The 26637-nt window shown below is 66.8% G+C and carries 25 protein-coding genes; 14 read left to right on the forward strand and 11 right to left on the reverse strand.

Annotated features, from left to right (window positions below; genetic code table 11):
- Nucleotides 1–26: 26 nt before the first annotated feature.
- From AB3147_RS14415 to AB3147_RS14440, 6 genes are all read left to right on the forward strand, one after another.
- Nucleotides 27–1568, forward strand: coding sequence for a class I adenylate-forming enzyme family protein (locus AB3147_RS14415; protein ID WP_367352220.1), 1542 nt, complete (start codon nt 27–29; stop codon nt 1566–1568).
- A complete protein-coding gene (locus AB3147_RS14420; RefSeq protein WP_367352221.1) occupies nt 1565–2338 on the forward strand; it encodes an SDR family oxidoreductase in 774 nt (257 codons plus the stop codon). Before AB3147_RS14415 ends, AB3147_RS14420 begins: the two co-directional genes overlap by 4 nt.
- A 141-nt stretch (nt 2339–2479) precedes the next feature.
- Nucleotides 2480–3037 (forward strand): carboxymuconolactone decarboxylase family protein, encoded by a 558-nt coding sequence (locus AB3147_RS14425; protein WP_105239048.1) that lies wholly within the window; start codon nt 2480–2482, stop codon nt 3035–3037.
- Between the two features lie 22 nt (nt 3038–3059).
- Nucleotides 3060–3857 carry an ABC transporter ATP-binding protein gene (locus AB3147_RS14430; protein WP_175136445.1) on the forward strand — a complete coding sequence of 266 codons (798 nt, stop codon included), beginning with the start codon at nt 3060–3062 and terminating at the stop codon, nt 3855–3857.
- Entirely contained in the window at nt 3854–4699 is an 846-nt protein-coding gene (locus AB3147_RS14435; RefSeq protein ID WP_367352222.1) for an ABC transporter permease, read from the forward strand. The genes AB3147_RS14430 and AB3147_RS14435 overlap by 4 nt, the downstream gene beginning before the upstream one ends.
- Nucleotides 4700–4725: 26 nt before the next feature.
- Entirely contained in the window at nt 4726–5694 is a 969-nt protein-coding gene (locus tag AB3147_RS14440; RefSeq protein ID WP_367352223.1) for an ABC transporter substrate-binding protein, read from the forward strand.
- Nucleotides 5695–5701: 7 nt separating this feature from the next.
- On the opposite strand, the gene AB3147_RS14445 is transcribed toward AB3147_RS14440, so the two are convergent.
- From AB3147_RS14445 to AB3147_RS14480, 8 genes are all read right to left on the reverse strand, one after another.
- Nucleotides 5702–6790: a porin gene (locus AB3147_RS14445; RefSeq protein WP_367352224.1), complete on the reverse strand. Its 1089-nt coding sequence runs from the start codon at nt 6788–6790 to the stop codon at nt 5702–5704.
- An 8-nt stretch (nt 6791–6798) separates the two neighbouring features.
- Entirely contained in the window at nt 6799–7962 is a 1164-nt protein-coding gene (locus AB3147_RS14450; RefSeq protein WP_438860976.1) for a DUF1624 domain-containing protein, read from the reverse strand.
- A gap of 239 nt (nt 7963–8201) precedes the next feature.
- Entirely contained in the window at nt 8202–9179 is a 978-nt protein-coding gene (locus tag AB3147_RS14455; protein ID WP_367352225.1) for a Bug family tripartite tricarboxylate transporter substrate binding protein, read from the reverse strand.
- Between the two features lie 94 nt (nt 9180–9273).
- Entirely contained in the window at nt 9274–10161 is an 888-nt protein-coding gene (locus tag AB3147_RS14460; protein ID WP_367352226.1) for an HpcH/HpaI aldolase/citrate lyase family protein, read from the reverse strand.
- 11 nt (nt 10162–10172) lie between these two features.
- On the reverse strand, nt 10173–10946 hold the full coding sequence (locus tag AB3147_RS14465; protein WP_239213728.1) for an enoyl-CoA hydratase/isomerase family protein: 774 nt from the start codon (nt 10944–10946) through the stop codon (nt 10173–10175).
- A gap of 1 nt (nt 10947) precedes the next feature.
- Complete coding sequence (locus AB3147_RS14470) at nt 10948–12144, reverse strand: CaiB/BaiF CoA transferase family protein (protein WP_367352227.1); 1197 nt, start codon at nt 12142–12144, stop codon at nt 10948–10950.
- Between the two features lie 95 nt (nt 12145–12239).
- On the reverse strand, nt 12240–13406 hold the full coding sequence (locus AB3147_RS14475; protein ID WP_367352228.1) for an acyl-CoA dehydrogenase family protein: 1167 nt from the start codon (nt 13404–13406) through the stop codon (nt 12240–12242).
- 27 nt (nt 13407–13433) lie between these two features.
- A complete protein-coding gene (locus AB3147_RS14480; RefSeq protein ID WP_367352229.1) occupies nt 13434–13943 on the reverse strand; it encodes a MaoC family dehydratase in 510 nt (169 codons plus the stop codon).
- An 85-nt stretch (nt 13944–14028) separates the two neighbouring features.
- On the opposite strand from AB3147_RS14480, the gene AB3147_RS14485 reads away from it, so the two are divergent.
- The 3 genes from AB3147_RS14485 to AB3147_RS14495 all read left to right on the forward strand — a co-directional run bounded on the left by AB3147_RS14485 (nt 14029) and on the right by AB3147_RS14495 (nt 18031).
- Nucleotides 14029–15051: an NADP-dependent oxidoreductase gene (locus AB3147_RS14485; protein WP_367352230.1), complete on the forward strand. Its 1023-nt coding sequence runs from the start codon at nt 14029–14031 to the stop codon at nt 15049–15051.
- Nucleotides 15052–15519 (forward strand): MarR family winged helix-turn-helix transcriptional regulator, encoded by a 468-nt coding sequence (locus AB3147_RS14490; protein WP_239213733.1) that lies wholly within the window; start codon nt 15052–15054, stop codon nt 15517–15519.
- Between the two features lie 181 nt (nt 15520–15700).
- Entirely contained in the window at nt 15701–18031 is a 2331-nt protein-coding gene (locus tag AB3147_RS14495) for a TonB-dependent receptor (protein ID WP_367352231.1), read from the forward strand.
- On the opposite strand, the gene AB3147_RS14500 is transcribed toward AB3147_RS14495, so the two are convergent.
- Together AB3147_RS14500 and AB3147_RS14505 are read right to left on the reverse strand one after the other, a co-directional pair.
- Nucleotides 18028–19332, reverse strand: a complete 1305-nt coding sequence (locus tag AB3147_RS14500) for a sensor histidine kinase (protein ID WP_367352232.1) — start codon at nt 19330–19332, stop codon at nt 18028–18030. The genes AB3147_RS14495 and AB3147_RS14500 overlap by 4 nt on opposite strands.
- Complete coding sequence (locus tag AB3147_RS14505) at nt 19322–20005, reverse strand: response regulator transcription factor (RefSeq protein ID WP_175136440.1); 684 nt, start codon at nt 20003–20005, stop codon at nt 19322–19324. The genes AB3147_RS14500 and AB3147_RS14505 overlap by 11 nt, the downstream gene beginning before the upstream one ends.
- A 196-nt stretch (nt 20006–20201) precedes the next feature.
- On the opposite strand from AB3147_RS14505, the gene AB3147_RS14510 reads away from it, so the two are divergent.
- From AB3147_RS14510 to AB3147_RS14530, 5 genes are all read left to right on the forward strand, one after another.
- Nucleotides 20202–21329, forward strand: coding sequence for an ABC transporter substrate-binding protein (locus AB3147_RS14510; protein ID WP_367352233.1), 1128 nt, complete (start codon nt 20202–20204; stop codon nt 21327–21329).
- 6 nt (nt 21330–21335) lie between these two features.
- A complete protein-coding gene (locus tag AB3147_RS14515; protein WP_367352234.1) occupies nt 21336–22418 on the forward strand; it encodes a FecCD family ABC transporter permease in 1083 nt (360 codons plus the stop codon).
- 30 nt (nt 22419–22448) lie between these two features.
- On the forward strand, nt 22449–22901 hold the full coding sequence (gene azu, locus AB3147_RS14520) for an azurin (RefSeq protein ID WP_239213740.1): 453 nt from the start codon (nt 22449–22451) through the stop codon (nt 22899–22901).
- Between the two features lie 2 nt (nt 22902–22903).
- The gene (locus AB3147_RS14525) at nt 22904–23695 is read left to right on the forward strand and encodes an ABC transporter ATP-binding protein (protein ID WP_367352235.1); all 792 of its coding nucleotides are present in this window, start codon (nt 22904–22906) and stop codon (nt 23693–23695) included.
- Nucleotides 23696–23881: 186 nt separating this feature from the next.
- On the forward strand, nt 23882–24826 hold the full coding sequence (locus tag AB3147_RS14530) for a hypothetical protein (RefSeq protein ID WP_367352236.1): 945 nt from the start codon (nt 23882–23884) through the stop codon (nt 24824–24826).
- A gap of 100 nt (nt 24827–24926) precedes the next feature.
- Here the strand turns inward: AB3147_RS14530 and ilvA are convergent, their stop codons facing one another.
- Nucleotides 24927–26498, reverse strand: a complete 1572-nt coding sequence (gene ilvA, locus AB3147_RS14535; protein ID WP_175136434.1) for a threonine ammonia-lyase, biosynthetic — start codon at nt 26496–26498, stop codon at nt 24927–24929.
- Nucleotides 26499–26637: the final 139 nt, after the last annotated feature.

Raw genomic sequence — 26637 nt, forward strand, 5'->3', positions numbered from 1 at the left:
GCCGCCAACTTCTGGAAGTCCTTCTTATGACGCATTCCCTCCGAAACCTTGGCGATCTTGCCGATCCGCGCCTGCCGGCCGAGCTGCCCGCGCTCATCGACCTGCGCCTGCCTGACGCGCCGTGGCAACTGACCCATGGCGAGGCCGACCGCCTGGCCGGCGGCGTGGCCGCGTGGCTGACCGAGCGCGGCCTGCCGCCCGGCTCGCGCATCGCCATCGCCGCGCTGAACCGCGCCGAATACTTGCTGGCGTACTTCGGCATCATGCGCGCCGGTTACGTGGCCGTGCCCATCAACATCAAGCAGTCGCAAGAGAATATCGACTACGTGCTGCGCGATGCGGACATTGCGCTCGCGTTCGTGGATGGCCCCCGCCGCGCCGGCTTCGAGGCAACCGTGCCAGTGCTGGATTTCGATGACGCGGGCCCCCAGGGGTTTGCGACGCAGATCGTCCCAACCGCGTTCACCAGCGTCACGCCCGCGCCCGAAGACATCGCGCAGATGCTGTACACGTCAGGGTCCACCGGCAAACCCAAGGGCGTGCCGCTGACCCATGCCGGACAACTGTGGGCGCTGACCGCCACGTCCGGCCCCGCGAATCCGGACGCGCCGCAAGCGCGCTACCTGCTGGCGCAGCCGCTCTTTCACATGAATGGTCTCTTCATGTCCAAGCGCGCATTTGCCAGCAACAGCCTGCTGGTGATCCAGCCCGGGTTCGACGTGGCCGCCTACGCCGATGCGCTGGCGCGCTATCGCATCACCATCCTGACCGCCGTGCCCACGATGTTTGCGCGGCTGGTCAAGGATCCCGCCTTGCTGCAGGACCGCGACCTGTCGGCGCTGGAGCGCGTGATGCTGGGCTCTGCGCCGATGACGACGGCTCTGTTCGACCGCATCCAGCGCGCGCTGCCGCACGTGCGCATCACCCACGGCTATGGCACGACCGAGGCCGGTCCCGCCGTGTTCGGACCGCATCCTGATGGCCTGCCCACGCCGCCGCTGTCGGTCGGCTACCCGCTGGACGCCGCGCAGGTCCGGCTGACGGGCGGCGCCACCCCGGACGAAGGCGTGCTGGAAATGAAGAATCCCGCCGTGCTGGCCGGCTATCACAACCTGCCGGAGAAGAGCGCGCAGGTGCTGAACGACGGCTGGTACTACAGCGGCGACGTGATGCGCCGCGACCCTGACGGATTCCACTACTTTGTAGGCCGCGCGGACGACATGTTCGTCTGCGCGGGCGAGAATATCTATCCCGTTGAAGTCGAGAAGCTGCTGGAATCGCACCCCGACGTGCGACAGAGCTGCGTGGTGCCACTAGCCGACGAAGAGCGCGGCCACATCCCGGTCGCGTTCGTCGTACGGCGTGCCGGCAGCACGCTGGACGCCGACACGCTCAAGCAGCACGCTCTCGATAACGGTCCGGCTTACCAGCACCCGCGCCGCATCCGCTTCCTGGACGACCTGCCGTGGGCGGGCACCAACAAGGTCGATCGCAATGCCTTGCTGCTGCAGGCGCGGGCATTGGAAGCCCGGCAAACCTGGACACAACCCGAAAAGGAGGCCGCATGAGCGCCACACCAGATTCCCTGGCGGGTAAGACCGCCCTCGTCACCGGCGCCAGCCGGGGCATTGGCCGCGCGATCGCGCTGGCGCTGGGCCGCCGCGGCGCGCTCGTCGCCGTGCACTACAACGCGCAGGCCGACGCCGCCGATGAAGTCGCCGGCCAGATCCAGGCGGCCGGCGGCCAGGCCTGGACGTTGCAGGCCGACCTGGCGGACCCCGAGGCGGCCGAGCGGTTGGCGCAGGAAGCACGCGCCAGTTTGCGCGAACGCACCGGCGACGAGGGCCTCGACATCCTCGTCAATAACGCGGGCGTAGGCCTGCGCGCCCGCCTGCCCGAGGTGACGCCGGCGGACTTCGACCGCGTGCTGCAGGTGAACCTGAAGACGCCATTCTTTCTGATCCAGCATTGCCTGCCGTTCCTGCGCGATGGCGGCCGCATCATCAACATTTCGTCGATGGGCACGCGCGCCGCGTATCCCGAAATGAGCGTCTACGCGCCAGCCAAGGCGGGCCTGGAAGCGCTGACGCTGCTGCTGGCCAGCGAACTGGGCGCGCGCGGCATTACCGTGAATGCGGTCTTGCCCGGCGCCACCGCCACTGATCTGAACCAGCGCGCCCGCGACCCGGAACTGAGCCGCGTCATCGCACAGAGCATCGCGCTGGGCCGCGTGGGCCAGCCCGAAGACATCGCGGACATCGTCGCATTCCTGGCGTCCAACGAGGGGCGCTGGGTCACGGGACAGCGCATCGACGCGACGGGAGGACAGCGGCTGTGACAGGCGCGATGCTGGCGTGGCATGGCAGCGGAGCCGCCTGCGACGCCGGCATACCCATATACATATGTGATATCGGTATTTTTCACGCGGCCGCATGTCTCTTAGGATTTCTGCGTTCTTCTTTCCTACGCTGGAATTGCCTTGTCACGCCTCACTCCTTTGGATCCCGCCAAGCTGGATCCCGCGACCGCCCAACTCTTCAATCAGCTTCTGCAGGACTACGGCCCGTACGCGAACATGCTGAGCGCGTTCGCGCCCCGCCCGCCGGCCTTGAAGCACTTCTTTTCGTACCTGGTGCAGTCGCGCGAAGACGGGCTGATCTCGCCGCGCCACCTGGAAATCGCGCTGCTGACCGCGTCCAAGGCGCATGCCTGCCATTACTGCGTCACACTGCACACGCCCAAGCTGGCGGCGCACGGCATCTCGCAGGAAGCCATCGACCGCCTGCTGGAACCGCAGGTGCCGGGCCTGGACGAGAAAGACCTGGTGGTGCGCGACTACGCGGTGCTGGTCACGCTGACGCCGGCGCAGGTCAGCGATGCGTTCTACGCGAAGCTGCAATCGTTCTTCAGCGAAGAACAGATCGTGGAGCTGACCATCCGCATCGCACTGTGCAGCTTCTTCAAGCGCTTCAACGAGGCGCTGGAAGTGCCGCACGAAGACGTGGTGGCGCTGGAACTGGAGCATGGCGCGGCTTGAGGTGGCGTGCAGTCGTTTCGCCATGAGCCCTACCCCACCCCTGAAACTTGAGATCCGCAATCTCTCCAAACGCTTCCACACCGACACCGGCCCGGTGCAGGTCCTGGACGACATCAGCCTGAACGCCGCCAGCGGCGAGTTCGTCAGCATCATCGGCCCGTCCGGCTGCGGCAAGTCCACGCTGTTCAACATCCTGACCGGTCTTCTGGAACACGACGCCGGCACCATCGCGCTGGACGGCCGCCCGCTGCCCAACCTGCGCGGGCGCGTCGGCTACATGCTGCAGCGCGACCTGCTGATGCCGTGGCGCACCGTGCTGGACAACGTCCTGGTCGGCCTGGAAATCCGGGGCGCGCCCAAGGCCGAGTCCGTGGAACGCGCCCGCGAGTACCTGGACACCTTCGGCCTGCTGCCCTTTCAGGACAGCTATCCGAAGGCGCTGTCCGGCGGCATGCGCCAACGCGTGGCCCTGGCGCGCACGCTGCTGCCAGATCCGGACGTGCTGCTGCTGGACGAACCGTTCTCAGCGCTGGATTACCAGACCCGCCTGTTCCTCGAATCGATGCTGGCCGACACCGTCAGCAAGCAAGGCAAGACCGTGGTGCTGGTGACCCACGACATCGACGAAGCCATCGCGCTGTCCGAGCGCATCTTCGTCCTGAGCGCCCGCCCCGGCCGCCTGAAAAGCGAGCACCGCATCGAGCTGGGCACGCGCTCGCCGCTGCATGCGCGCCACGACAGCCGCTTTCCCGGCTACTTCGACCTGCTGTGCCAGGAACTCGACATACAGACCGCCCGCAAGGACGGCACCCACGCATGACCCAGACCTCCGCATCTCTTGCCCAGGGCGTCGCTCCGCCCGCACCCGCGCGCCCGCGTCCGGGTTTTCGCGTTCCTGTCCTGGCGACGCAGCTGTTCATTCTTGCCGTGCTGTTTGGCGCGTGGGAAGCCGCCGTGCGCACCGGCGCGGTGTCTGGCTTTCTGTTCGGATCCCCGGCCGGCGTGGTGCAGGCGGGTTGGAAGCTGATCGTGTCCGGCGAACTCTGGGAGCACGCCAACTACACACTGTGGGCGTCGGCGGCCGGATTCGTCGTCGGCACCGTGGTGGGCACCATTCCGGGTCTGGCGCTGTGGTATTCGCCCTATGGCGCCAAGGTGGTCGAACCCTTTCTGGTCGCGATCAACAGCGTGCCCAAGATCGCGTTCGCGCCGCTGGTCATCCTGTGGTTCGGCACGGGCCTGATTTCCAAGGTGGCGCTGTCGATTTCCCTGACGTCCATCGTCGCGCTGCTGGCCGCATTTCAGGCCGCCAAGGACGCGGACCCGGACATCCAGAAGATGCTCGTGTCGCTGGGCGCCACCAAACGGCAGATCTTCGCCAAGGTCGTCGTGCCGTCGGCGCTGCCCGCCATCATCGCCACGTTCCGCATCAACATCGGCTTCGCGCTGGTGGGCACGGTCGTGGGCGAATTCATCTCGTCCAAGTACGGCCTGGGCCACATCATCTTCGTCGCCTCGTCGCTCTATGACCTGAACACGGTCTGGGTCGGCATCTTCTCGCTGATGGCGCTGGGCTTCGTCCTGTATGCCGGCGTGGACATCGCCGAAAAGCGCCTGCTGCGCTGGAAAGACCAGACCTACGCCACTCAATTCAAACTGTGAAGCGCACATTGCGCCGCTGCAAACCCATGAAAATCCGTACCACCCTGCGCATCGCCGCCGCCGCGGCTGCCTCCCTGCTGTCCGTGTCGGCGATGGCCAAAGACAAGGCCGTCGTCTCGGCCGCGTTCAAGTCCGTGTTCTACCTGCCGGTGTATTTCGCCGAGGAACACGGCTACTTCAAGGACGAAGGCCTGGACGTGCGCATCGACGTTGCGTCGTCGTCCACCAACGCGCTGGCCGCCGTCATCTCCAAGAGTGCTGACTTCTCCCTGCACGGCCCCGAATGGACCGCAATCTCCTTCGGCCGCGGCGCGCCCGTCAAGGTGGTGGGCGGCACGCTGAACCGCCTGGGCGTGTGGCTGACCTGCAAGCCCGCCTTCGCGTTTGATGGCTTCAAGAGCCTGAAAGGCGCCACCATCGCCACAGGCGCCATGCCCACCACCAGTTCGTCCGCGTTCATCAAGCTGGTCAAGAACGCCGGCCTGGACCCCAAGCGCGACGTGAACCTGCTGGAAGTGCCCCTGGGCAACGAGATCGGCCCGCTCAGTTCCGGCCAGGCCGATTGCGCGGTCCTCTACGAGCCGGGCGCATCCCAAGCGCAGGCCCAGGGCTTCAAGGTGGTTTCCGCGTTTTCGCGCGAGATCGGTCCGTACACGTTCTCGGCCATTTCCACGCGCCAGGACATCGACCCTCAGGTCTCGCAGAAGCTCGTCTCCGGCATCGACCGCGCGCTCAAGACGATCCGCAAGGACCCGGCCGCCGCCGTGGCCAGCGGCCTGAAGCTCTTTCCCAACCTGGATCCCGCCGTCGTGCGCGCGTCGGTGCAGCGCCTGATCGACGATGGCGTCTTCGCCGATTCCGTGGCGGTGCCCGAGCAGGCCTTGAAGGACGCGCTCCAGACCCAGATCGACCTGGGCAATCTGGACCGCATCCCTGCCGATGGCAAATGGCTGGATCTCGGTTATGCGGATTCGATTGCCGGGAAGGCCTACTGATACCCCGTCAGAAGCGGTGGCGCATGCCGACCGCGTACTGGGACTGATGCCAGGACGGATCGTCCCAGGCGCCCCGCATATAGCCGTAGATGGCATACACGTTGGTGCGCTTGGACAGGTCATACACGTAGCCTGCCGAATAGATCTGCTGGGAATGCGTGGCGCCCTCGCGCTCGAGCGCCCCACCGCCCGGCAGGCTGCCCTGCCACGACGCCATCACGGTGCTCGCGCCCGTGCGCCAGGCGGCGCCCGCCATTACGCCGTGCACCGTGCTGCCCGGAAAGTACACCCGCTGCCCGGGTGACGGCACCGCCGGGATGGTCGAGCCATTGCGCATCACCGACCAGCCGGCATAGAGCGTGAACGCGTCCACCGTCGCGCGGCCTGCCAGCGTGTACGCGTACGGCCGGCGGTCTGCCCCGGCATTCGCCATGGCGGCCGATTGCACCGTCCCGTCCGCCCAGCTCGCGCCTTCGTAGGTAGCGGCAATCGAATAACCCGGCTGGTCGAACACAACGGCGGCGCTGTACAGCTTGTTGGTGGACGCGGTCTTGAATCCGCCGCCGCCGTCGTAATCCATGCTGGCATCCACACCCGCACGCAGGCCGCCCACGGATGGACTCCAGTACGACACCGTGTTGTCGGCACGATTGGCGTTGTACGGCAGAAGCGCGGTCTGCGCGCCGGTGATCAGATACGACGCCAGGAACGCATCGTAGTCCGCCAGCGTGGCGGACGAGACCGAGGTCTGCCGCCCCAGCCGCAGATCGCCGAAACCGCCCGACACGCCCACCCACGCCGCGCGGCCGAACAGGCGCCTGCCTTGCGCCGAGTTGCCGTTGTTGGCCAGGAAGCCGCTTTCCAGCTGAAAATTCGCGCGCAGGCCGTTGCCCAGGTCTTCGCGGCCGCGCAGCCCCCAGCGCGAGCCGGACTGCACGCCCGACTGCATGTTGATGGCCGTGCCGCGTTCCTGCGTGGAAAAGCCCGCGATGCTCAAGTCCACGACGCCATACAGCGTCACCGCATTCTGCTGCGCGTCGGCCGCCCATGGCGCCATCAATGCCGCGACGCCCACGGCAAACTTGCGTGCTGCCATCGCCTGCCTCACAGGTACTTGAGCCACGCGATATCGCGGCGCGCGGCCTTCAGGCGTCCGAACCAGCGCACGGGCCAGAACAGCGCCACGGCCAGCAGGATCGAAATCACCCACACCGACGCCATGCCATCAACGCCGAAGTATTTGCCCTGGTTCAGGCCCCAGATAGCTTCGCCGCCCAGGTACAGCGCCTTCAAGACGTACAGGTGCAGCAGATAGAAGAACATGGGCGCCGCGCCAAACACGCACAACGCGCGGACCCAGGCCGCCGATTGCGCGCGTTCAATCAGGACCAGCAAGCACAGTCCCAATCCCAGCGTCAGCAGCAGGAACATCAGCGACGGCGGGTATTTGGTGATGTTCACAAAGCTCATGACGGTATGGAGCGTGTCATCCTGCACTGCCCACTTCTGCGACTGCCCGTAGCCATTGATCGCACGCAGGACCACAAAGCCCGCCACCGCCGCCAGCCCGGCGGTCCACAAACGGCGCTGGCGTTCGGCGGCGTCCGAACCCGGCTGGAACCACGGTCCGGCCGCATACCCCAGCGCAATCACGCCGATCCACGGCAGCAACGGGTACGACGTGCGCAGGCGCAACGTGTCGCTGACTTCGATCCAGCCGCGATCATGCAGCACCGCCCACGGCACGTGCATCGCGTGGCCGGCGGCAAAGTGCACGGCATCCAGCGCGTTATGGCCGGCGACCAGCACCACGCCCACGACAACCAGCGCCCAGCGCGGCAACCACAGCAAGGCCGCCAGCGACAGCATGGACAGGCCGATCACCCAGATCACCTGCAGGTACACGACGGACGGCGGAAACTGGAAGGTCCACGCGAAGTTCACGACGATGACTTCGAGCGCGATCAAGAATGCGCCCCGCTTCGCCAGAAACGCCGCCGTGGCGCTGCGGTCACCCGCCTTCGCCCCATACAGCCAGGCCGACAGGCCCGTCAAAAACACGAACACCGGCGCGCACAGATGCGCCAGCAGGCGCGAGAAAAACAGGTCCGGCGGCGTGGCGGACACGTCCATCGGGTCGCCGACCTGGTGATGCAGGAAAAAGGTTTCGCGCACGTGATCGAGCAGCATGATGACGATGACCAGGCCGCGCAGCGCGTCGATGGACCGCAGCCGGGTGGTGGCGGGAGGGGAAATGAGAGAAGCCATGGAGGAATGCTGGAGATGCTTGAAATGCTGGTGGCACGCCGGGCGGCGCGCCGCGCGAAAAAAGCCAGAATAGTAATGTAATAACATTACTATTCCAAGACAATATTGGTACCGGACTGAATTGTGCCTGCGCTCGGTCGGGAGATCCGAAGCGTTCCAAATGCAAAGGGCCGTCGAAAAGAACGGCCCTCCTTGCTGCGGGTTGCAGGCTTGCCACCCGCCCTGCCCGCCGAACCCCGCTATTCCGCCTGAATCCCCGCCTGCCTGACCTTGTCGCCCCACACCTTTTCCTGTTGCACGACAAACGGTCCGAATGCCGACGCCTGCGCCGGTGTGGGCTCCGCGCCCATCTGCGTCAGCTTCTGCTTGAAGTCCGGCGCCGACACGATCTTGTAGAGTTCGTCGCCCAGCCGCTGCGCGATGGGCGCCGGAAGTTTCGCGGGGCCAAAGATGCCCACCCACGCGGCCAGGTCGAAGCCCGGTTGCGCCAGCGCTTCGGACACGCTGGGCAGATTGGGCGCAAGCGCGCTGCGCTTCTCCGTAGACACCGCCAGGGCTTTGAGCGTACCGGCCTGGATATGCGCGGCCGCCGACGCCAGATCCACGAACATGAACGTGGCGCGCCCGCCGATGATGTCCGTCATTGCCTGCGGCGTGCTCTTGTAGGGCACAGCCGTCGCCCCCAGGCCGGTCAGCTTGTCGAACGACGCGGCCGAGATCTGGCCGGTGCTGTTGCCATAGGCGTAATTCAGGCTGCCCGGATTGGCCTTGCCGTAGCGCAGCAGGTCGTCGACGCTGCTGATCGGCAGCTTGGCGCTGACGGCCAGCACGAACGGAAAATTGCACACCTGCACCAGCGGCGTGAAGTCCTTGACGGGGTTGTAGCGCAGGCTCTTGTATAGATGCGGATTGGAGGAATGCGTGGTGTTGGTGGCCAGCATGATCGTGTAGCCGTCCGGCTGGGCGCGCGCGACCAGATCCGTGGCCACCTGGCCCGAAGCGCCGGGCCTGTTCTCGACGATCACGGGCTGTCCCAGCGCGGCCTGCAACCGCTCGGCGATCAGCCGCGCGACGATGTCGCTGGCGCTGCCCGCCCCGAATGCCGTGACCAGCTTCACCGGTTGATTCGGATAATCCGCCGCCTGCGCGGCAGGCCCCGTCAGGCCGCACGCAAGCAACGCCGCCGCGCACAGCGGCTTGAACACATCACGCAACATGTCAGTCTCCTTGGTGGCGCGCCGCGCCTGTGCCGGGCGGTCGCATTAAGTGGCTGCGGCGGAACCGCCGCGGATCCTGCGGTTTTTGCGCTTGTCAGCCGCCTGCCGGCGCGCTGGCCAGTATGCGAAGGGCCTGCTTGAGATGTGGGCGATCCAGCATTTCGCCGTCGAGCTGCAAGGTGCCCACCCCCGGCGCATCCTCGAAGGCCTGCACGATGCGCCGCGCCCGCGCCACGTCGGCCGGGTCGGGCGTGAACGCCTGGTTGATGGGCGCCACCTGATCGGGGTGAATGGCGATCTTGCCCGTGAAGCCCGCGCGCCGCGCCCGCGCCGCATCCCGTTGCAGCCCTTCCGCGTCGCGAAAGTTGCCCCAGATCGTGTCAATGGCGGGCACGCCGGCCGCCGTCGCGCCGAGAAGGCACAACGAGCGCGCCAGTTCATAGGTCAGGTCGTATTCGCCATCCTCGCGCCGGTTGCTGGCCGCGCCCAGAACGGCGGCCAGATCCTCCGCGCCCCACGTCAGGCCGCGCAGCCGCGGGCTGCATCCGGCATAGCCGCCCAGGTTGAACATCGCGCCGGCCGTCTCGGTGGCGACGGGCATGATGCCGATGCCGCCGGCCGGCAGCCCCTCGCGCACTTCCAGTGCCGACAGATAGTGGTCCAGCACGACGATGTCCGGCGCCCCCTGCCCTTTGGGCAGCAGGATTGCGTCCGGACGCCCTCGGACCACTTCCGCCAGATCGTCCAGCGCCAGCCCCGAATCCAGCGGGTTGATGCGCACCCAAAGTTCGGGACCAGACGCGGGCCCCGACGCGGGACGCGCCGCCAGATACTCGCGCACCATCCCGCGCGCGATGGGCAGCCGCGCCGCGTCCACCGCGTCCTCCAGATCCAGGATCAGCGCGTCCGCGCCGCTGGCTGGGGCTTTGGCGAGCTTGCGCTCGCTGTCCCCGGGAACGAACAACAACGATCTCAACGCCATATCCTTGCTCCTCACCGTCCTTGAAATCGGGGCGCGCGCCGTTCGGCGAACGCCTGCCTGCCTTCCGTGACATCTTCCGAGTCCTGCAGCAGGCGCAAAAACAGCTGCTCCATCCGCAGGCCGGTGGCCAGGTCCGCGTCCCGGCTGCGCAACGCCAGTTCCTTGGCGGCCTGCACAGCCAACGGCGCATTGGCGGCCAGACGGCGCGCATAGGACATGGCTGCCGGCATCAGTTCATCGCGCGGCACCACCCGGTTCACCAGCCCCCACCGGTTCGCGGCATCGGCGTCGAACGCGTCGCCCAGCAGCAGCATTTCCATGGCGATGGCGTGCGGAAGCTGCTGCGCCACGCGCTGTGTGCCGCCGTTGGCCGGAAACACGCCGCGCTGCACTTCCGTCAAGCCGAACGTCGCCGTCGGCACGCACACGCGCAGGTCGGTGGCCAGCAGCAGCGTCATACCCCCGCCCAGGCAGTAGCCGTTGACGGCGGCCACCACGGGCTTCCAGACTTCGAGCCCGCGATTGAGCAGTTGGCCTTGTTGCGTGTTCATCAGCGCCCCCAGGCTGGGCGGCGCGCCGACAAAGGACTTCAGATCCGCCCCCGCGCAGAAGGATTTCTCGCCCGCGCCGGTGATCACCGCCACGCGGATCGCGTCCTCGTCACGTACCCGCTGCCAGGCCTGCGACAGCGCTTCGTAGTGCGCATGGTCGAGCGCATTGCTTTTCTCGGGCCGGTTGATGGTGATCAGCGCAATGCCGTCTTCCACATGAAAGTCGATCGACATGTCAGGCCGCCTCCCCAGCCGTGGGCGCCACCGCGTCCAGATGGCGCTGTATCGCCGCCTCGTCATAGCCGAGTTCCGTCAGGACCTGCCGCGTGTGCTGGCCGACCTTAGGCGGCGGCGATGTGGGCTTGGGCCGTTCGCCGTCAAACCGCAGCGGCTGCGACACCACGTTCAGTTCGCCGTGCGCCGAATCCGCAAAGCGGTAGATCATTTCGCTGGCGGCCATGTGTTCGTGCGCCAACACTTCGCCCACCGCCTGGATGGGCGCGCAGGGAATGCCGGCCTGCGCCAGCCGCTCGATCCATCCGTCCCGCGTGTCCTCGCGCATTATCTGCGCCACCAGTGCCAGCACCTCGGGCCGGTTGCGCACACGATCCGCGTTCGTGGCGTATCGCGGGTCCGTCGCCAGCTCAGGCTTGCCGACCTCGTCGCAGAAGGTGCGCCACAGGGAATCGTTCGCCACGCCCAGCAGCAAGGGACGGTCGCTGGCGTCGAAGACCTGATACGGACACAGCGATTCGTGCGCGGAGCCCCAACGACGGGGTTCAGTGCCGCGCTCCCAGTAGCTCTGCATGACGTAGCCCATGAAGCCCACGGACGTGTCGAACAGCGACGCCTCGACCTGGCAGCCCTTGCCTGTGCGCAGCCGCCGCACCACAGCGGCCAGAATGCCGGTGGCGGCGTGCATGCCCGTGGCCTGGTCGATGGGCGAGATGGGGCTGCGGATGGCGGGTCCGTCCTCCTCGCCGGTGATCGACATCATGCCGCAGAACGCCTGCAGGATGACGTCGTAGCCCTTGCCGCGGCGCAGCGGCCCCTTGCTGCCAAAGCCCGAGATGCTGCAATAGACCACGTCGGGTCGCAGCGCGACCGCGCTGGCGTAGTCGATGCCCAGGCGGCCGGCGACGCCCGGCCCGAAACTCTCGACCACGATGTCGGCGGTGGCGATCAGTCTTTGCGCGGCCTCGCGTCCTTCCGGCGACTTCAGGTCCAGCGCGATGCTGCGTTTGTTGCGATTCACGCTCAGGAACACGGTGCCGTCGTCCTGGCGAAACGGCGGCCAGCGCCGCGTGTCGTCGCCCTTGAGCGACTCCACCTTGATGACCTCCGCGCCCATGTCGCCCAGGTACTGCGTGCACAACGGCCCGGCCAGCACCTTGGAAAAGTCCACCACCCGCAAACCTTGCAACGCATCCATCGCGTCCGTCTCCCGTGTGTATGTGTTTGCCGCACCTCGGTGCGCGGCACTGGCGCGGACCTTGGACCGGGTCCTGCCCGCGCGCGGTGCGACGTTCAGTACGACTTTGGCAATCCCAGTACCTTCTCGGCGATGTAGCAGAGGATCAGTTGCGGCGACACCGGCGCAATCCGCGGCAGCATGGCTTCGCGGAAATAGCGTTCCACGTGGTATTCCTTCGCGTAGCCCATGCCGCCGTGCGTCAGCACCGCGGTCTCGCACGCCCGAAAGCCCGCCTCGGCGCAGAAGAACTTTGCCGCGTTGGCCTCGGCGCCGCAGGGCAGGCCCTGGTCGTACATCCACGCGGCGCGTCGGTACAGCAGTTCGGCCGCTTCCAGCTCCACCCAGCGCTCGGCCAGCGGATGCTGCACGCCCTGGTTCTGGCCGATGGGCCGGTCGAACACGACGCGCTCGCCCGCATAGGCCGCGGCCCGCCTCAAGCCCGCACGGCCCAGACCGGTGGCCTCGGCCGCCAGCAGCACCCGCTCTGGATTCAGGCCATGCAGGATGTACGAGAACCCCTTGCCCTCCTCGCCGATGCGGTCTTCGACCGGCACTTCCAGCCCATCGATGAAGAGCTCGTTGGAATCCACGGCCTTGCGCCCCAGCTTTTCGATCTCGCGCACGCTGATGCGGGTGCGGTCCAGATCGGTATAGAAGAGGCTCAGGCCCTGCGTCGGCTCCTTGACCTGATCCAGCGGCGTGGTGCGCGCCAGCAGCAGGATCTTGCTGGCCACCTGCGCCGTGGAAATCCAGATCTTCTGGCCATTGACGACGTAGCGGTCGCCCTGGCGCACGGCCAGCGTGCGCAGTTTGAGAGTATTGAGGCCCGTGTTGGGCTCGGTGACGCCGAAGCACGCCTTCTGCTCGCCGCTGATGATGGGGGGCAACCAGCGAGCGCGCTGCGCGTCGCTGCCATGCACCACCACCGGGTGCAGGCCGAACACGTTCATGTGGATGGCCGACGCGCCGGACATGCCCGCGCCGGACGCCGCCACCGTCTCCATCATCAGCGCCGCTTCCAGGATGCCCAGGCCCGCGCCACCGTATTCGGTAGGCATCGCCACGCCCAGCCAGCCGGCGCCCGCCATGGCGGCATAGAAATCCTCGGGAAAGCCGCCCTCCTTGTCCTTGCGGGTCCAGTAATCGTCGTCAAACCCGGCGCACAGGTCCTGCACCGCATGGCGGATGGCCGCCTGATCGTCAGTCAGCGAAAAGTCCATGGGCTAACTCTCGGAAAAATGGAAGGGTCAAGCGGCGCGCACGGCCGGCTGGCGCAGCATCAGGGCCACGCGCCGGCAGGTCGCCACCAGTTCGTTGCGCTGATTGAAGGCGCGATGACCGAAGACGACGATGCCGTTCTCCGGCCGTGACCGGCTCTCGCGCAGTTCCAGCACCTCGGATTCCACGCGCAAGGTGTCGCCGGCGAATACCGGCCCCGGAAAGCGCACCTCATCCCAACCCAGATTTCCGACCGTCGTGCCCAGCGTGGTGTCGCCCACCGAGATCCCGACCATCAACCCCAGCGTGAAGGCGCTGTTGACCAGCGGCCGGCCAAACTCGGTGGTCTTCGCGTACTCCGCATCCAGGTGGATTGCTGCGGGGTTCAAGGTCATGGTGGTGAACAGCACGTTGTCGGTCTCGGTGACCGTGCGCCGCACGTCGTGCGTGAAGTGCTGTCCGACGTGGAATTGCTCGAAATACAACCCGGCCATCGTTGTCTCCTTGCGCGCTCGCGGGATACTGTCCCGTCTTGGCATGGGGACCATGCCGGTTGCGTTAAACTGAACGCTAACATACTGTATGTGTGCATACAATATTGGGAACAACCCGAGGAGACACCCCGTGCCCGCCAGCCCCGCCATCAACCGGCAAGTCGTCCTGAAAGCCCGCCCGCTGGGCATTCCTCAGGCCGAACATTTCGAGATCCGCAGCGCGCCCCTGCCCGAACTCAAGGACGGCGAAGTGCTGGTGCGCAATCAGTTCCTGTCGGTGGACCCCGCGATGCGCGGGTGGGTGAACGCCGCGGCCAATTACTCGGAGCCGGTCGGGATCGGCGAGGTCATGCGCGCGTTTTCCGCGGGCCGGGTCGTGGCCTCGCGCAATCCGCGCTATACGGAAGGCAGCCTGGTCATGGGCCTGCTCGGCTGGCAGGACTACGCCGTCACGGACGGCAAGGCGATTCGCCGCCAGGTCCGGGAAACCGACCTGCCGCTTTCGCTGTCGCTCGGCGTGCTGGGCCTGAATGGCATCACCGCCTATTTCGCGTTGAATGCCTGCGGTGAACCCAAGGCCGGCGAGACCGTCGTCGTGTCCACCGCAGCGGGTGCCGTGGGTTCTGTCGTCGGCCAACTGGCGCGATATCAGGGCTGCCGCGCCGTGGGCATCGCCGGCGGCGAAGACAAGGCGCGTCTGTGCGTGGAGGCCTTCGGGTACGACGCCGCACTGGATTATCATGCGCCCGGCCTTGAACAAGCGTTGTCCGACGCCTGCCCCGGCGGCGTCGACGTGTACTTCGACAACACGGCCGGGCGCATCAGCGACGCGGTCCATCCGCTGATCAACCGGCACGCGCGCGTCGTGATCTGCGGCACGGCGTCCGTCAGCAGTTGGGACCCCTGGCCCCAAGGCCCGCGCATCGAACGGCACCTGCTCAACAAGGCCGCGCGCATGCAGGGCTTCCTGGTGTGGGACTATGAGCACCGCTACGAGGAAGCCGTAGCCGCGCTCGCCCCGCTGGTGCGCGAGGGCAAGCTGCGGTATCGCGAGGAGATCCTGGACGGCATTGAGGCCGCGCCGGGGTCGATCGCCGATCTGTACCAGGGCAAGAACATGGGTAAACGCCTGATCCGGCTGGAGGATGCCTGAATGGCCAAGAAGGTCGCAACACACGCGGAAAACTGGGACCAGCGCCTGGGTTTTCTGATGCACGACGTCTCGCGGCTGCGCCGCAAGGTGTTCGACGAGGTCATGAAGCCCGAGGGCATCACGCGGTCGCAGTGGTGGGTCATGGCGCACCTGTCGCGCCATGACGGCATGTCCCAAAGCGATCTGGCCGACGTGCTGGATTTAGGACGCGCGGCGTTGGGCGGGCTGGTCGACCGGCTTGAGGCGCTTGGTTTCGTGCGGCGTGGCGCCGACGATCAGGACCGCCGCACGAAGCTCGTGCTGCTGACGCCCGAAGGCCGCGCCATGATCGAGCGCATGCGGGTCAAGAGCGACGTCATGAGCGAAGCGATCCTGCAGGGGCTCAATGCCGAACAGCGTCACCAGCTTGCCGACATGCTGGGCATCGTCAAACGCAATCTGCTCGCCTTCGATACATCGCGCATGTAAGCGACGCGCATATTCCGTGCGGTTGGCGCGCAGCGCGCCGCCGCCCTTCACGCTTGCGCCTCTTCGCCGCCGCGCCACGATCGCAATTGCAGGATTGTCTTATCAGCGCCGTCTTAACAGGATCTTGAGACACGCCTCCCTAGAATCCGGAACGATTCTCATTGAGGCACTCAAGATCGCCATGGCGCAACAACAAAAAACACACACCCAGGGCGCGTTTGCCCTGAAAACCTTGGGCATGGCGCTGGGCGCCGCCGCCTCCACGCAGGCCCACGGCGAGACGCCCCCGGCGGACAACGCCGTACTGCTGGCGCCCGTCACCGTGCAGGCCGATGCCCCGCCCTTCAAGGCGGATCGCGTGCAGTCCGGCAAGTTCACCGAGCCGCTGCTCGACACCCCGCAAAGCATCATCGTCGTGCCGCGCGCGGTGCTCGAAGAGCAGCAGGCCAAGAGCCTGCAGGATGTGCTGCGCAACGTGCCGGGCATCACGTTCAGTTCGGGCGAAGGCAATCTCGGCTGGGGCGACATGTTCACGATCCGCGGGTTTTCGGCGGAGCAAAGCATTACCGTGGACGGCATCCGCGACGCGGGCCTGTCCAGCCGCACTGACATCTTCAACCTGGAGCAGGCCGAGGTCTTCAAGGGCACGGGCTCCATCGAATCCGGCATCTCGGCCGTGGGCGGGAGCGTCAACCTGGCCAGCAAGGAAGCGCGGCTGGGCTCGTTCTACAAGCTGTCCGGCGGACTGGGCACGGATCATTACCGGCGCATCACCGCGGACCTGAACCAGGAACTGACTGACAGCGCCGCCCTGCGCGTCAACCTCATGCGCCATCACAACGGCGTGGCCGAGCGCGACGTGACGGAGTTTGACCGGTCTGGGGTCGCGGCCTCGCTGGCAATGGGCCTGGGTTCGCCCACCCGTGTCACCGTGAACTACCTGCATCAGGAAGACGACAACATCCCCGACGGCGGCGTGCCGATCCAGCGCGGCACGGGCGGCAAGCGCATGCCCAACGTGGCACGCAATGCCTGGTACGGCGACCCCGGCCTGTACACGGAGCAGACGCGCACCGATCAGGCAACGATGAAGGTCGAGCATGACTTCACCCACTCGGCGCGCGTAACCAACATCAGCCGATGGCAACAGACCGACCGCATCGGCGTGCTGGCCCCCGCGCGCTTCAATTCCACGTCGCGCACGTCGTACGGCTATGTGGGCGCCGGCCCGTTGGTGCAGAGCGCGGACGGCATTGCCTCGTATAGCGGTTTCACGCCGCTGCGCGATCCCTCGCCCTATGCCCAGTTGCGCGGCAACGACTTCGGCACGTCCAAGCGCTACACCATCCTGGCCAACCAGACCAACCTGAACCTTGACTTCCATACCGGCGGCATCAAGCATGCCGTGGTGACGGGCGTGGAGTTCTACAAGGAAACGTACGGCGACCATGCGCGTACGATCCGCGCCCCGTCCGCGAATCCCGTGCTCGGCCTGCGCAACACCGGCGGCGTGGACATGGGCGGCGTGGATACGCTGAAGGGCGATTCGGGAAACAAGGCCGAAGTCTTCAATGCCGGCCTGTACGCCGCGGACACTGTGACCTTCAACCCGCAATGGATGCTGCAAGGCGCCTTGCGTTACGACCGCTACCGCGTCACGCAAACGGCAGGCGCCGCCACGCAACGCGTCACCGACGGCGCCTTCAGCGGCCGCATCGGCCTGACGTACAAGCCCGTGGAGAACGGCAGCGTCTACGTGTCATACAGCCAGGCCGCGCAACCGTCGGCGATGGGCGCGTCCACCAACAACAACATCTATGGCGCCACCGGGTCCGACACCTATAAGCCGGCCGTCGCCCGCACGTGGGAACTAGGCACAAAGTGGGACGTGGCGGGCGGTGACCTGTCGTTGACGGGCGCCATCTTCCGCACGGAACTGACGGATTCATGGGAATACGGCGACGACGCCACCGATGTCGTGCGCGCCCTGCCCGCCAAGCGCGTGGACGGCATCGAGCTGGGCCTGTCGGGCAACATCACGCCGCGCTGGTCCGCCTTTGCCGGCGTCAGCGCCATGAAGAGCCGCATCACTAAGGGCGCGAACCAGGGCGAAGAAGCCAAGAACGTGCCGGACCTGACGTTCAACCTGTGGGCCACCTACGCGGCCACGGAAGACCTGTCGCTGAGCTATGGTGCGCAGTACGTGGGCAAGCGGCGCTACACGGACAACAAGTACGTCGGCGGCAAGAACAACAACAGTTCCACCGTATCCGGTCCGTACGGCACGCATCCGGTCTGGGTCCGCGACAACGAGAAGGCGCCCTCTTATTGGCTGCATTCTGTGGCGGCGCGCTACCGGCTGAACAAGAACGTGACGCTGGGGGTGAACGTGGACAACCTGTTCAACAAGTTCTATTACAGCCGCATCGGGGCCTCGCTGGATGGCTTCCAGCTGTACGGGGTGCCGGGCGCGGGACGCACGGCATTGTTCACGGCCGACGTCGCGTTCTAACCCGCAGGGGCCGGCGCGGGGCCGGCCAGGTCCACCCGGAACTGGCTCCCCTGCCCGGGGCGCGACTGAAGCGACACGCGCCAGCCCTGGTGCTCGCAGATGCGCTGCACCAACGACAAGCCCAGCCCCAGATTGCCGTCGTCCGGCTGATCGCCACGTACGAAGGGGTTGAAGATGGAAGCCTGCCGTTCCACCGGAATGCCGGGACCGTTGTCGTTCACCTGAACGTAATCGGGCCCTGCCGTGACGACGATGTTGGCCTGCGGGCCAGCGTACTGAAGCGAATTGCGAATCAGGTTGGACAGCACCGCGCGCAGCAGCGGCGCGGGAAACAGCAAGGCCGCTTCCGGCGCACCCGATGCGTTCAGCGTCAACTGCATGCCGCGCCGCTGCGCCACCGGCGACCAGGCGGCCAACTGACCGCGCGCGATGTCCGCGGCGCTTTCGCGCGGAAACAGGCCGGCCGCGTCGCCGCCGCGCGCCAGCATCAGGTAGGTGTCCAGCCGCTCGCCCATGTCGGCCGCCGCCGCCTCGATGCGGGCAAGGCGCGCCTGTCCCGCCTCGTCCAGCGTCTGCTCCTCGCGCAGAAGTTCGCAGGAACTGGAGATCACCATCAGCGGCGTACGCAACTCGTGCCCCACGTCGGCCGTGAAGAGCTGCTCGCGCCTGAGCGCCTGTTCGAGCTGGTTGTAGGTCGAGTCGAAGGCCGCCGCAAGCTGGCCGATCTCGTCCGGCGGATAGTCTTCAGCCAGCCGGGTCTGCGGCGGCTGCGCGCCGCGCGTATTGACCTGGGCGGCCAGCCGCGCAAGCGGACGCAGCAGACGCCGCGTGGCCAGGATGCCCAGGACGAACGCCAGCGCCAGGCTGGCCGCCAGTCCCGTCACTGCGGTCCAGTGCGACGCCGACTGGTTCTGCTCGTATTCGGTGTAGTCGCGCAGCAGCATGTAGCGCTGGCCCTCGAAGTCGTCGACCATCACGTGCCACACGCGATCGTTGCGCTCGATCTTGTGAAAGCCCGGCGCCAGCGGCCGCAGCCAATCGGGAAACGCCCTGCTTGCCGGATCGCCATGAAAGAAGCGGTTGGGCCGCCCGGGGTCGATGCCCGCCAGGAAATCGCCCCGCACCCGCTCCACCGCCATGCCCATGTCGATGCGCTGAAGATGCGCCTCCAGCTTGCCGACGCTCCACACCGACAACCAGGTCAGCAGGCCCGCCACCAGCAGCGCCAGCGCGACATAGGTCAACACAAGATGGCGCGCCAGCCCGCGCCGCGCCGCGCGTCGGCCCCGGTCAACCATCATTCGCGGCCCGCAACTGGTAGCCGATGCCATGTACGGTGTGCAGCAGCGGCGTGTCGTAGGGCTTGTCGACCACATGGCGGATCTGGTGGATGTGGGTGCGCAGGCTGTCGCTGTCAGGCGGCGAGTCGCGCCACAGCGCCTCTTCCAGCCGCGCGCGATGCACCACCGACGGACTGGCGCGCATCAGCAGGGTCAGCAGTTGCAGCGGAGACGGCGGCAGGCGCAGCGGCTGGCCCGCGCGCGCCAGCGCCAAGGTGCCGGTGTCCAGCGTCAGGTCGCCCACACGCAGCACGCGGGCCGCGCCCGCCCCGCTGGCGCGATGCAGCAGCGCCTTGACCCGCGCGGCCAGCTCGGCCAACGCAAAGGGCTTGACCAGGTAATCGTCGGCGCCCGCGTCAAAGCCGGTCAGCCGGTTGTCCAGCGTATCGCGGGCCGTGACCATGATGACGGGGGTGTTGCACGCGGCCTCGGTGCGCAGCCGGCGGCACAGCTCGTAGCCGTCCAGCCGCGGCAGCATCAGGTCCAGCACGATCAGGTCGAACTCGCCGGACGCCGCCATCGCATAGCCGCGCTGGCCGTCTTCGGCGCAATCGACGATGTAACCGCGTCGCGTCAGGTGATGGGTGATGTTGGCAAGAATGTCGGGGTCGTCTTCGATGACGAGAACGCGCATGGCGGGACCGCTCGGCGAATAACAATCAATCTCACATTGTAGGGGCGCGGCCAAGAGCGCGGCGGCGTTGCGGCGCCATTGCCACAGCCGCTGCGCGTCTTAACGAATTCTTGAGGAGGGTTGGCGGACACTGCCCGGCGATAAGAATGGTTCGCGTTACCTGCACCCCGCGGCTGACGCCCCTGAAGGATTCGCCATGCGTTCGATTGCCCTTTTCCGTGCGGCCGTGACCGCCGCCGCCCTGATCTGCGCCCTGCCCGGCGCCCATGCCCGCGAGGTCACCGACCTGGCCGGCCGCGTCGTGACGGTGCCCGACCACCCGAAACGCATTCTGCTGGGCGAAGGCCGCTTCGCCTTTGCGATGGCGCTGCTGGACCGGCACGATCCGGTGGCGCGTGTAGTCGGCTGGCAGGGAGAGCTGAAGCAACAGGATCCCTACTCCTGGAACCAGCTCGTCAAACGCTTCCCCCAGGCGGCCGACGTACCCCTGATCGGCAAGACGTCGGAAGCCAGCGTCAGCCCCGAAAAGATCGTCTCGCTGCGGCCCGACGTGGCGATTTTCAGTGTCAGCGGCCACGGCCCGGGCCGCAACAATCCGATGATCCCGGCTTTGCAGGAAGCCGGCATCCCGATCGTCTTCATCGACTTCCGCCAGCACCCCGTGCGCAACACGGTGCCCAGCATGCGCATCCTGGGCCAGGCCCTCGATCGCGAAGCCGAGGCGGAAAGCTACATCGCCTTCTATGAAGACCACCTGGCCCGCGTGCGCAAGGTCGTGGAACCGGTGCCGCCCGCGCAGCGGCCGCGCGTCTTCGTGGAGATGCTGGCGGGCGTGTGGCCGGCCTGCTGCCACACCACCGGCAACGGCAGCTTCGGCGACCTGCTGGAAGCCGCGGGCGGCGTGAACGTCGCGGCGCCCGTCCTGCCCGGCGCGATCGGCGACGTGAGCCTGGAGTTCGTCATCGACGCCAAGCCGGATGTCTACATCGCCACCGGCAGCCGTTCCGAACCCGGCCGTCCAGGCCTCTTGGCCGGTCCCGGCGCCGATCCGAAGGTATCCGCCGACAGCCTGACCACGCTGCTGGACCGCGACGGCATCCGCGATCTGGACGCCGTCAAGCAGCATCGCGCCTACGGCATCTGGCACGCGTTCTACAACTCGCCCTATAACGTTGCCGCCATCGAGGCGATGGCGAAATGGCTGTATCCCGAACGCGCCGCCGCGCTGGATCCGCAAGGTACGCTGGACGCGCTGTACGGCCAGTTCCTGGATCTGGACAACGTGGGCGCCTTCTGGACGTCTCCGGCCGCACCTGCAAAGTAGTCCGCCATGACCGGATTCGCCCCCGCAGCCGCATCGCCCGCGGCGTCTGTTCCCGACGATCCCATCGCCGCCTACCGGCGCGCGGTGCGCAAGCGCGTGCTGCTGACCGCCGTGCTGGTGCTGGCCATCGTCGCCAGCCTGCTGGCCGACATCGCCAGCGGGCCGGCTTCGCTGTCCCTACCGGAGCTGCTGCGCACGCTGCTGCATCCCGAGGTGTCAGACACCGGCACGCGCGTCATCGTCTGGCAATTCCGGTTGCCCTATGCGCTGATGGCGTTGCTGGTCGGCGTGGCGCTGGGCCTGGGCGGCGCCGAGATGCAGACCATGCTGGACAACCCGCTCGCCAGCCCCTACACCCTGGGCGTCTCGGCCGCCGCGGCGTTCGGCGCGTCGCTTGCCATCACGCTGGACTGGCATCTGCCCGCGCTGCCGGCCGGCATGACGGTTTCCGTATCGGCCTTCGCCTGCACCCTGCTGTCCGTGCTGATGCTGGAACGCGTGGCGCGCTGGCGTGGCGGCTCGACGCTGGGCGTGGTGCTGTTCGGCATCGCACTGGTGTATTCGTTCCAGGCGCTGGTGATGCTGCTGCAATTCGTCGCCAGCGAGGAGGCCCTGCAAGGCATCGTCTTCTGGACGATGGGCAGCCTGGCGCGCGCCAACTGGACCACCGTCGGCGTCATGGCGGCGGCGCTGGTCCTTGCCATTCCGTTTTCGATGCGCGACGCGTGGAAGCTCACCGCCGTCCGGCTGGGCGAGGAACGCGCTGCCAGCTTCGGCATCGACGTCAAGCGGCTGCGGCTTATCAGCCTGCTGCGCGTGAGCGCGCTGGCCGCGCTTGCCGTGTCGTTCGTCGGCACGATCGGCTTCGTCGGCCTCGTCGCGCCGCACATCGCCCGGCTGCTCTTGGGCGAAGACCACCGCTACTACCTGCCGGGCAGCGCGCTGGCCGGCGCGCTGATCCTGTCGCTGGCGTCCGTGGCGTCCAAGACCGTGCTGCCCGGCGCGCTCATCCCGGTCGGCATCGTGACCTCTCTGGTCGGCATTCCCTTCTTTCTCACCATCGTCGTGCGCGCCCTCAAGCGCGCCTGACGGCATCAACCGCAACAAGGAGACACCCCGATGAAATTCCGCCTGACGCTGACGCTCGCGGCCCTGACGATCGCCGGCACCGCCCATGCCGCGCCCGCTTGCTCCATCGACGTCGAAGGCCGTCCCGGCAAGCAATTCGGCCCCGACCACATCGTCGTGCCCGCGACCTGCCAGGACTTCACCGTGCGCCTGATCCACACGGGCAAGAACAGCAAGGAAAAGGCGGGCCACAACTGGGTGCTGACCAAGACGGAAGACATCGATGCCGTGATGGTCGACGGGATCAAGGCCGGCGCCAGCAGCGACTTCCTGGCGCCGGGCGACGCCCGCATCCTTGCCAAGACGCCCATGCTGGGCGGTGGCGAAACGGCCACCGTCACCTTCCCCGTCAGCCGCCTGCGCGCGGGCCAGTCGTACACCTACTACTGCTCGTTCCCCGCGCACGCGCAGCACATGCGCGGCACGCTGGTGCTGCAACCCTGACGATGACGCAGCTACGCATCCAGGCCCTGTCCGCCGGCTACGGCGGGCGGCCGGTGCTGCGCAACGCCAGCGCTGGCCCCATGGCCGAAGGCGCCGTCACCGCGCTGCTGGGACCGAACGGCAGCGGGAAATCGACGCTGCTCAAGACGCTGGCCGGTTTGCACCCGGTAATGCAAGGCGCGATCTGGCTGGACGGCGAGGACCTGGCCAACGCCAGCCCGTCCCGCCGCGCCGAATGCGCGATGTACATGCCACAGGCCCTGCCGAAGGGCGTGCACATGACCGTCTTCGAATCCGTGCTCGTGGCGGCGCGATCCGGCCGTCACGGACAGCCTGGCCATGCGCTGATGGAAGACGCCATGGCGGTCATCACCGAACTGGGCATCGCGCCGCTGGCCAGCCGCCACCTGGACGAACTGTCCGGCGGACAGAAGCAGCTGGCGTCGCTGGCGCAGGCGCTGGTGCGGCGTCCGCGCCTGCTGCTGCTTGATGAGCCCTTGTCGGCGTTGGATCTGAACTATCAATTCCACGTCATGGACGTGCTGCGCCGCCAGACGCGACAGCATCGCCTGATCACGTTGGTGGTGCTGCACGACTTGAACATCGCGCTGCGTCACGCTGACCACGCGCTGCTGCTGCACGCTGGCGCGATCGAAGCCGAGGGGCTGCCGGGCGATGTGGTGACGCCCGATACGCTGCGCCGCGTATACCGAGTGCGGGCGCGCGTCGAGCATTGTCCGCAGGGCCAGGCGCAGATCCACGTGGATGGGCTGGCTGATCGCTCAGCTTCCTGAGTGCCTGACGCCCGTCTCAGCATCGTAGGTGTCTGACACCCCTGCCGCAGCGGTGCAAGGTGCAGACCGTCTCACACGGGTGTCAGACACCGGGCGAAACTGCACCGGCCTTCATCATCAATGTCAGACACCCAGCGCAGGCGCACCGGTATATAGTCATCCCTTGTGCCATTCAGGGAGTCCGCCGTGAGGAGCCGCCGCGCCTTTGCATTTTTGCTCAGCCTGCTTGCCGCGCCCTCTGGCGCCGCCATCGTCTACGACAATCACGGCCTGGTCGTCGACGTGAAAACCGGCAGCCGCAGCGACTGGAACACCGGTCAGCGCCAGACCACGCGCGCCACCTCCATCACCTTCCAAGGCAAGCCCTTGTGCGGCACCGACGTCGGCGCGCTGCTCTATCCTGGCAGCAATGCGCGGGAGGCTCGCGCGTTCTTCTGCCCTGGTCCGGTCGCCATGCTGGAAACCGATGCGGTGCTGGCGTTCTTTACCAGTTCCAGCGCCAGCACCGTGCTCGCGCATCTGCAGGTCGTCAACGGCTCCCTACGTGTGCAGCGCCTGCCGCTTTCCGACAAGCCGGACCGCGACAGCATCCACGGCACGCGGTTCGAGGACGCCCGCCTGCCCGGCTGGACGCGCGTGGACTCGGCCTGGAACGAAACCGTGATGATCCGCCATGCGCCGCTGAAGGCGCTGAATCTCGGCCCCGGAAAGTTGCTGGACATTGCCGGCGACGTGGCCTATCTGGCTATCCCGCCGGGCCGGAAGGTCGTCGTGCTGCAGCCGGCCACCCGCGTGAAGGACGCGCATGGTTATCTGCAATACGTGCCCGAGATCACCAAATTCGTGGATGCGCCGCTGGCGTTCCGCGCGGTGCGCATGAGCGATGGGCGCGAGGTGGCGCGGCTGGATTTCGACGACACATGTGTGGGCCTGCCAGCCTTGCAATTCGAACGGTCCGACGCGAAATCCGCTTCCAGCGCCACGCCCGCCATCGCGTTCGACGACGTCCCGGCGTGGCGCGCGAGCGCGTTGGAACTGATCCAGACGCAGGGCCGCGCGACGCTGCGCTTGAAGCCGGGCGTGGAATTACCGCGCAAGCCGGGCTGCAAAGGTGGCGGGACATCCACTTAACGCCCAGATAGCGCCGCCGAAGTAGCGCCCGAGTACACAGCGGATTGGACGCCCGTTTGGAAGCCCGGCTGATCATCCGGCTGCATGCCCAGCCGAACATTCAAATCAGGAACTGCCGGTAAGCCTCGTTATCCGTTTCCTCGGCGTGCGCATACCCAAGCTGCCGCAAGAACCCATCCAGCGCCGCATCATCGGCCACCGGCGCCTGAATGCCCACCAGCGCCGAACTGAAGTCAGTGCCTTGATTGCGGTAGTGGAACAGGCTGATGTTCCAGTTGGGCGCCATCGCCGACAGGAACTTCATCAGCGCGCCCGGCCGCTCCGGAAACTCAAAGCGGAAAAGGCGCTCGCCACCAGCCAGCGGCGAACGTCCTCCCACCATGTAGCGGATGTGCTGCTTCGAGACTTCATTGTTCGTCAGGTCGGAGGCCGAGAATCCTTCTGCCTGCAGCGCGGCCAGGATTTCCGCGGACTCACCGCGGCGCGCGATCTGCACGCTGACAAAGATGCGGGCGGTACGCGCGTCCGCGATCCGGTAATTGAACTCCGTCACGCTGCGCTGCCCGATCACCCGGCAGAACCGGCGGAAGCTGCCGCGTTCTTCGGGGATGGTGACCGCGAACACCGCCTCGCGCGCCTCGCCCACTTCGGCGCGGTCCGCCACAAAGCGCATGCGGTCAAAATTCATGTTCGCGCCCGACGTGATCGCCACCAGCGACTGCCCGCGCGCGCCTTCGCGCTCCACGTACTTCTTCAACCCCGCCACCGCCAACGCACCCGCGGGTTCCAGCACGCTGCGCGTATCCAGAAACACATCCTTGATCGCCGCGCAGACCGCATCCGTGTCCACCAGAATGACCTCATCCAGATACTCGCGGCACAGACGGAAGGTTTCCTCGCCCACCAGCTTGACGGCCGTCCCGTCCGAAAACAGGCCGACATCGGCCAGGATGACCCGCTCGCCCACGCGCAGCGATTGCGCCATCGCGCAGGAATCCTCGGTCTGCACGCCGATGACCTTCACGCCGGGATGCACCGCCTTTACATAGGTCGACACGCCCGCCGCCAGACTGCCGCCGCCGATCGGCACGAAAATCGCGTGCAGCGGCTCGGGATGCTGGCGCAGAATCTCCATGCCCACCGTGCCCTGCCCCGCGATCACGTAGGGATCGTCGAACGCAGGCACGAACGTCAGGCCCTGCTCCTGCGCCAGCGTCTGCGCATGCGCATAAGCGTCGTTGTACGAATCGCCGGCCTGCACCACCGTCACGGTCGGTCCGCCATGCGCGCGCACCGCGTCCACCTTCACCTGCGGCGCCGTCTGCGGCACGACGATGATGGCCCGCACGCCCAGCTTGGCCGCCGAAATCGCGACGCCCTGCGCATGGTTGCCCGCCGACGCCGTGATGACTCCGCGCTCCAGCGCGGCGCGCGGCGTGTTGCGCATCTTGTTGTAGGCGCCGCGCACCTTGAACGAGAACACCGGCTGGTTGTCTTCGCGCTTGAAATGAACGGTGTTGCCCAGCCGGGCGGATAGCCCACGCGCCAGATCCAGCTCGGTTTCACGGGCAATGTCGTATACCCGGGCGGTCAGGATCTGCCGCAGGTACTCCATCGGCGTGGCGGAGCCAGCCTGGAATGCCGAGGGTGCGTGGGAGGATGAATCGGACATGGTTTCTCTGCTTTGGGTTGCTTGCCCGGCAGAGGCGGCCACAAAAAACCCGCCTCGTGGGGCGGGTGGCTTGTGACTGTTGCGGTCGCGCGCTAACCCACCATTCCAGGAATGATGGTAATAATCAGCGAAATGCGGA

The organism is Achromobacter animicus (assembly GCF_040775605.1).
Lineage (GTDB): Bacteria > Pseudomonadota > Gammaproteobacteria > Burkholderiales > Burkholderiaceae_B > Achromobacter > Achromobacter animicus.

Coding starts and splice junctions, on each gene's coding strand:
- AB3147_RS14440 (WP_367352223.1), top strand. CDS start 4,726: ATGAAAATCCGTACCACCCTGCGCATCGCCGCCGCCGCGGCTGCCTCC.
- AB3147_RS14475 (WP_367352228.1), bottom strand. CDS start 13,406: ATGGACTTTTCGCTGACTGACGATCAGGCGGCCATCCGCCATGCGGTG.
- azu (WP_239213740.1), top strand. CDS start 22,449: ATGAAATTCCGCCTGACGCTGACGCTCGCGGCCCTGACGATCGCCGGC.
- AB3147_RS14445 (WP_367352224.1), bottom strand. CDS start 6,790: ATGGCAGCACGCAAGTTTGCCGTGGGCGTCGCGGCATTGATGGCGCCA.
- AB3147_RS14415 (WP_367352220.1), top strand. CDS start 27: ATGACGCATTCCCTCCGAAACCTTGGCGATCTTGCCGATCCGCGCCTG.
- AB3147_RS14460 (WP_367352226.1), bottom strand. CDS start 10,161: ATGGCGTTGAGATCGTTGTTGTTCGTTCCCGGGGACAGCGAGCGCAAG.
- AB3147_RS14430 (WP_175136445.1), top strand. CDS start 3,060: ATGAGCCCTACCCCACCCCTGAAACTTGAGATCCGCAATCTCTCCAAA.
- AB3147_RS14505 (WP_175136440.1), bottom strand. CDS start 20,005: ATGCGCGTTCTCGTCATCGAAGACGACCCCGACATTCTTGCCAACATC.
- AB3147_RS14420 (WP_367352221.1), top strand. CDS start 1,565: ATGAGCGCCACACCAGATTCCCTGGCGGGTAAGACCGCCCTCGTCACC.
- AB3147_RS14435 (WP_367352222.1), top strand. CDS start 3,854: ATGACCCAGACCTCCGCATCTCTTGCCCAGGGCGTCGCTCCGCCCGCA.
- AB3147_RS14515 (WP_367352234.1), top strand. CDS start 21,336: ATGACCGGATTCGCCCCCGCAGCCGCATCGCCCGCGGCGTCTGTTCCC.
- AB3147_RS14480 (WP_367352229.1), bottom strand. CDS start 13,943: ATGCCAAGACGGGACAGTATCCCGCGAGCGCGCAAGGAGACAACGATG.
- AB3147_RS14500 (WP_367352232.1), bottom strand. CDS start 19,332: ATGATGGTTGACCGGGGCCGACGCGCGGCGCGGCGCGGGCTGGCGCGC.
- AB3147_RS14470 (WP_367352227.1), bottom strand. CDS start 12,144: ATGGATGCGTTGCAAGGTTTGCGGGTGGTGGACTTTTCCAAGGTGCTG.
- AB3147_RS14525 (WP_367352235.1), top strand. CDS start 22,904: ATGACGCAGCTACGCATCCAGGCCCTGTCCGCCGGCTACGGCGGGCGG.
- AB3147_RS14455 (WP_367352225.1), bottom strand. CDS start 9,179: ATGTTGCGTGATGTGTTCAAGCCGCTGTGCGCGGCGGCGTTGCTTGCG.
- AB3147_RS14490 (WP_239213733.1), top strand. CDS start 15,052: ATGGCCAAGAAGGTCGCAACACACGCGGAAAACTGGGACCAGCGCCTG.
- AB3147_RS14465 (WP_239213728.1), bottom strand. CDS start 10,946: ATGTCGATCGACTTTCATGTGGAAGACGGCATTGCGCTGATCACCATC.
- AB3147_RS14450 (WP_438860976.1), bottom strand. CDS start 7,962: ATGGCTTCTCTCATTTCCCCTCCCGCCACCACCCGGCTGCGGTCCATC.
- AB3147_RS14495 (WP_367352231.1), top strand. CDS start 15,701: ATGGCGCAACAACAAAAAACACACACCCAGGGCGCGTTTGCCCTGAAA.
- ilvA (WP_175136434.1), bottom strand. CDS start 26,498: ATGTCCGATTCATCCTCCCACGCACCCTCGGCATTCCAGGCTGGCTCC.
- AB3147_RS14510 (WP_367352233.1), top strand. CDS start 20,202: ATGCGTTCGATTGCCCTTTTCCGTGCGGCCGTGACCGCCGCCGCCCTG.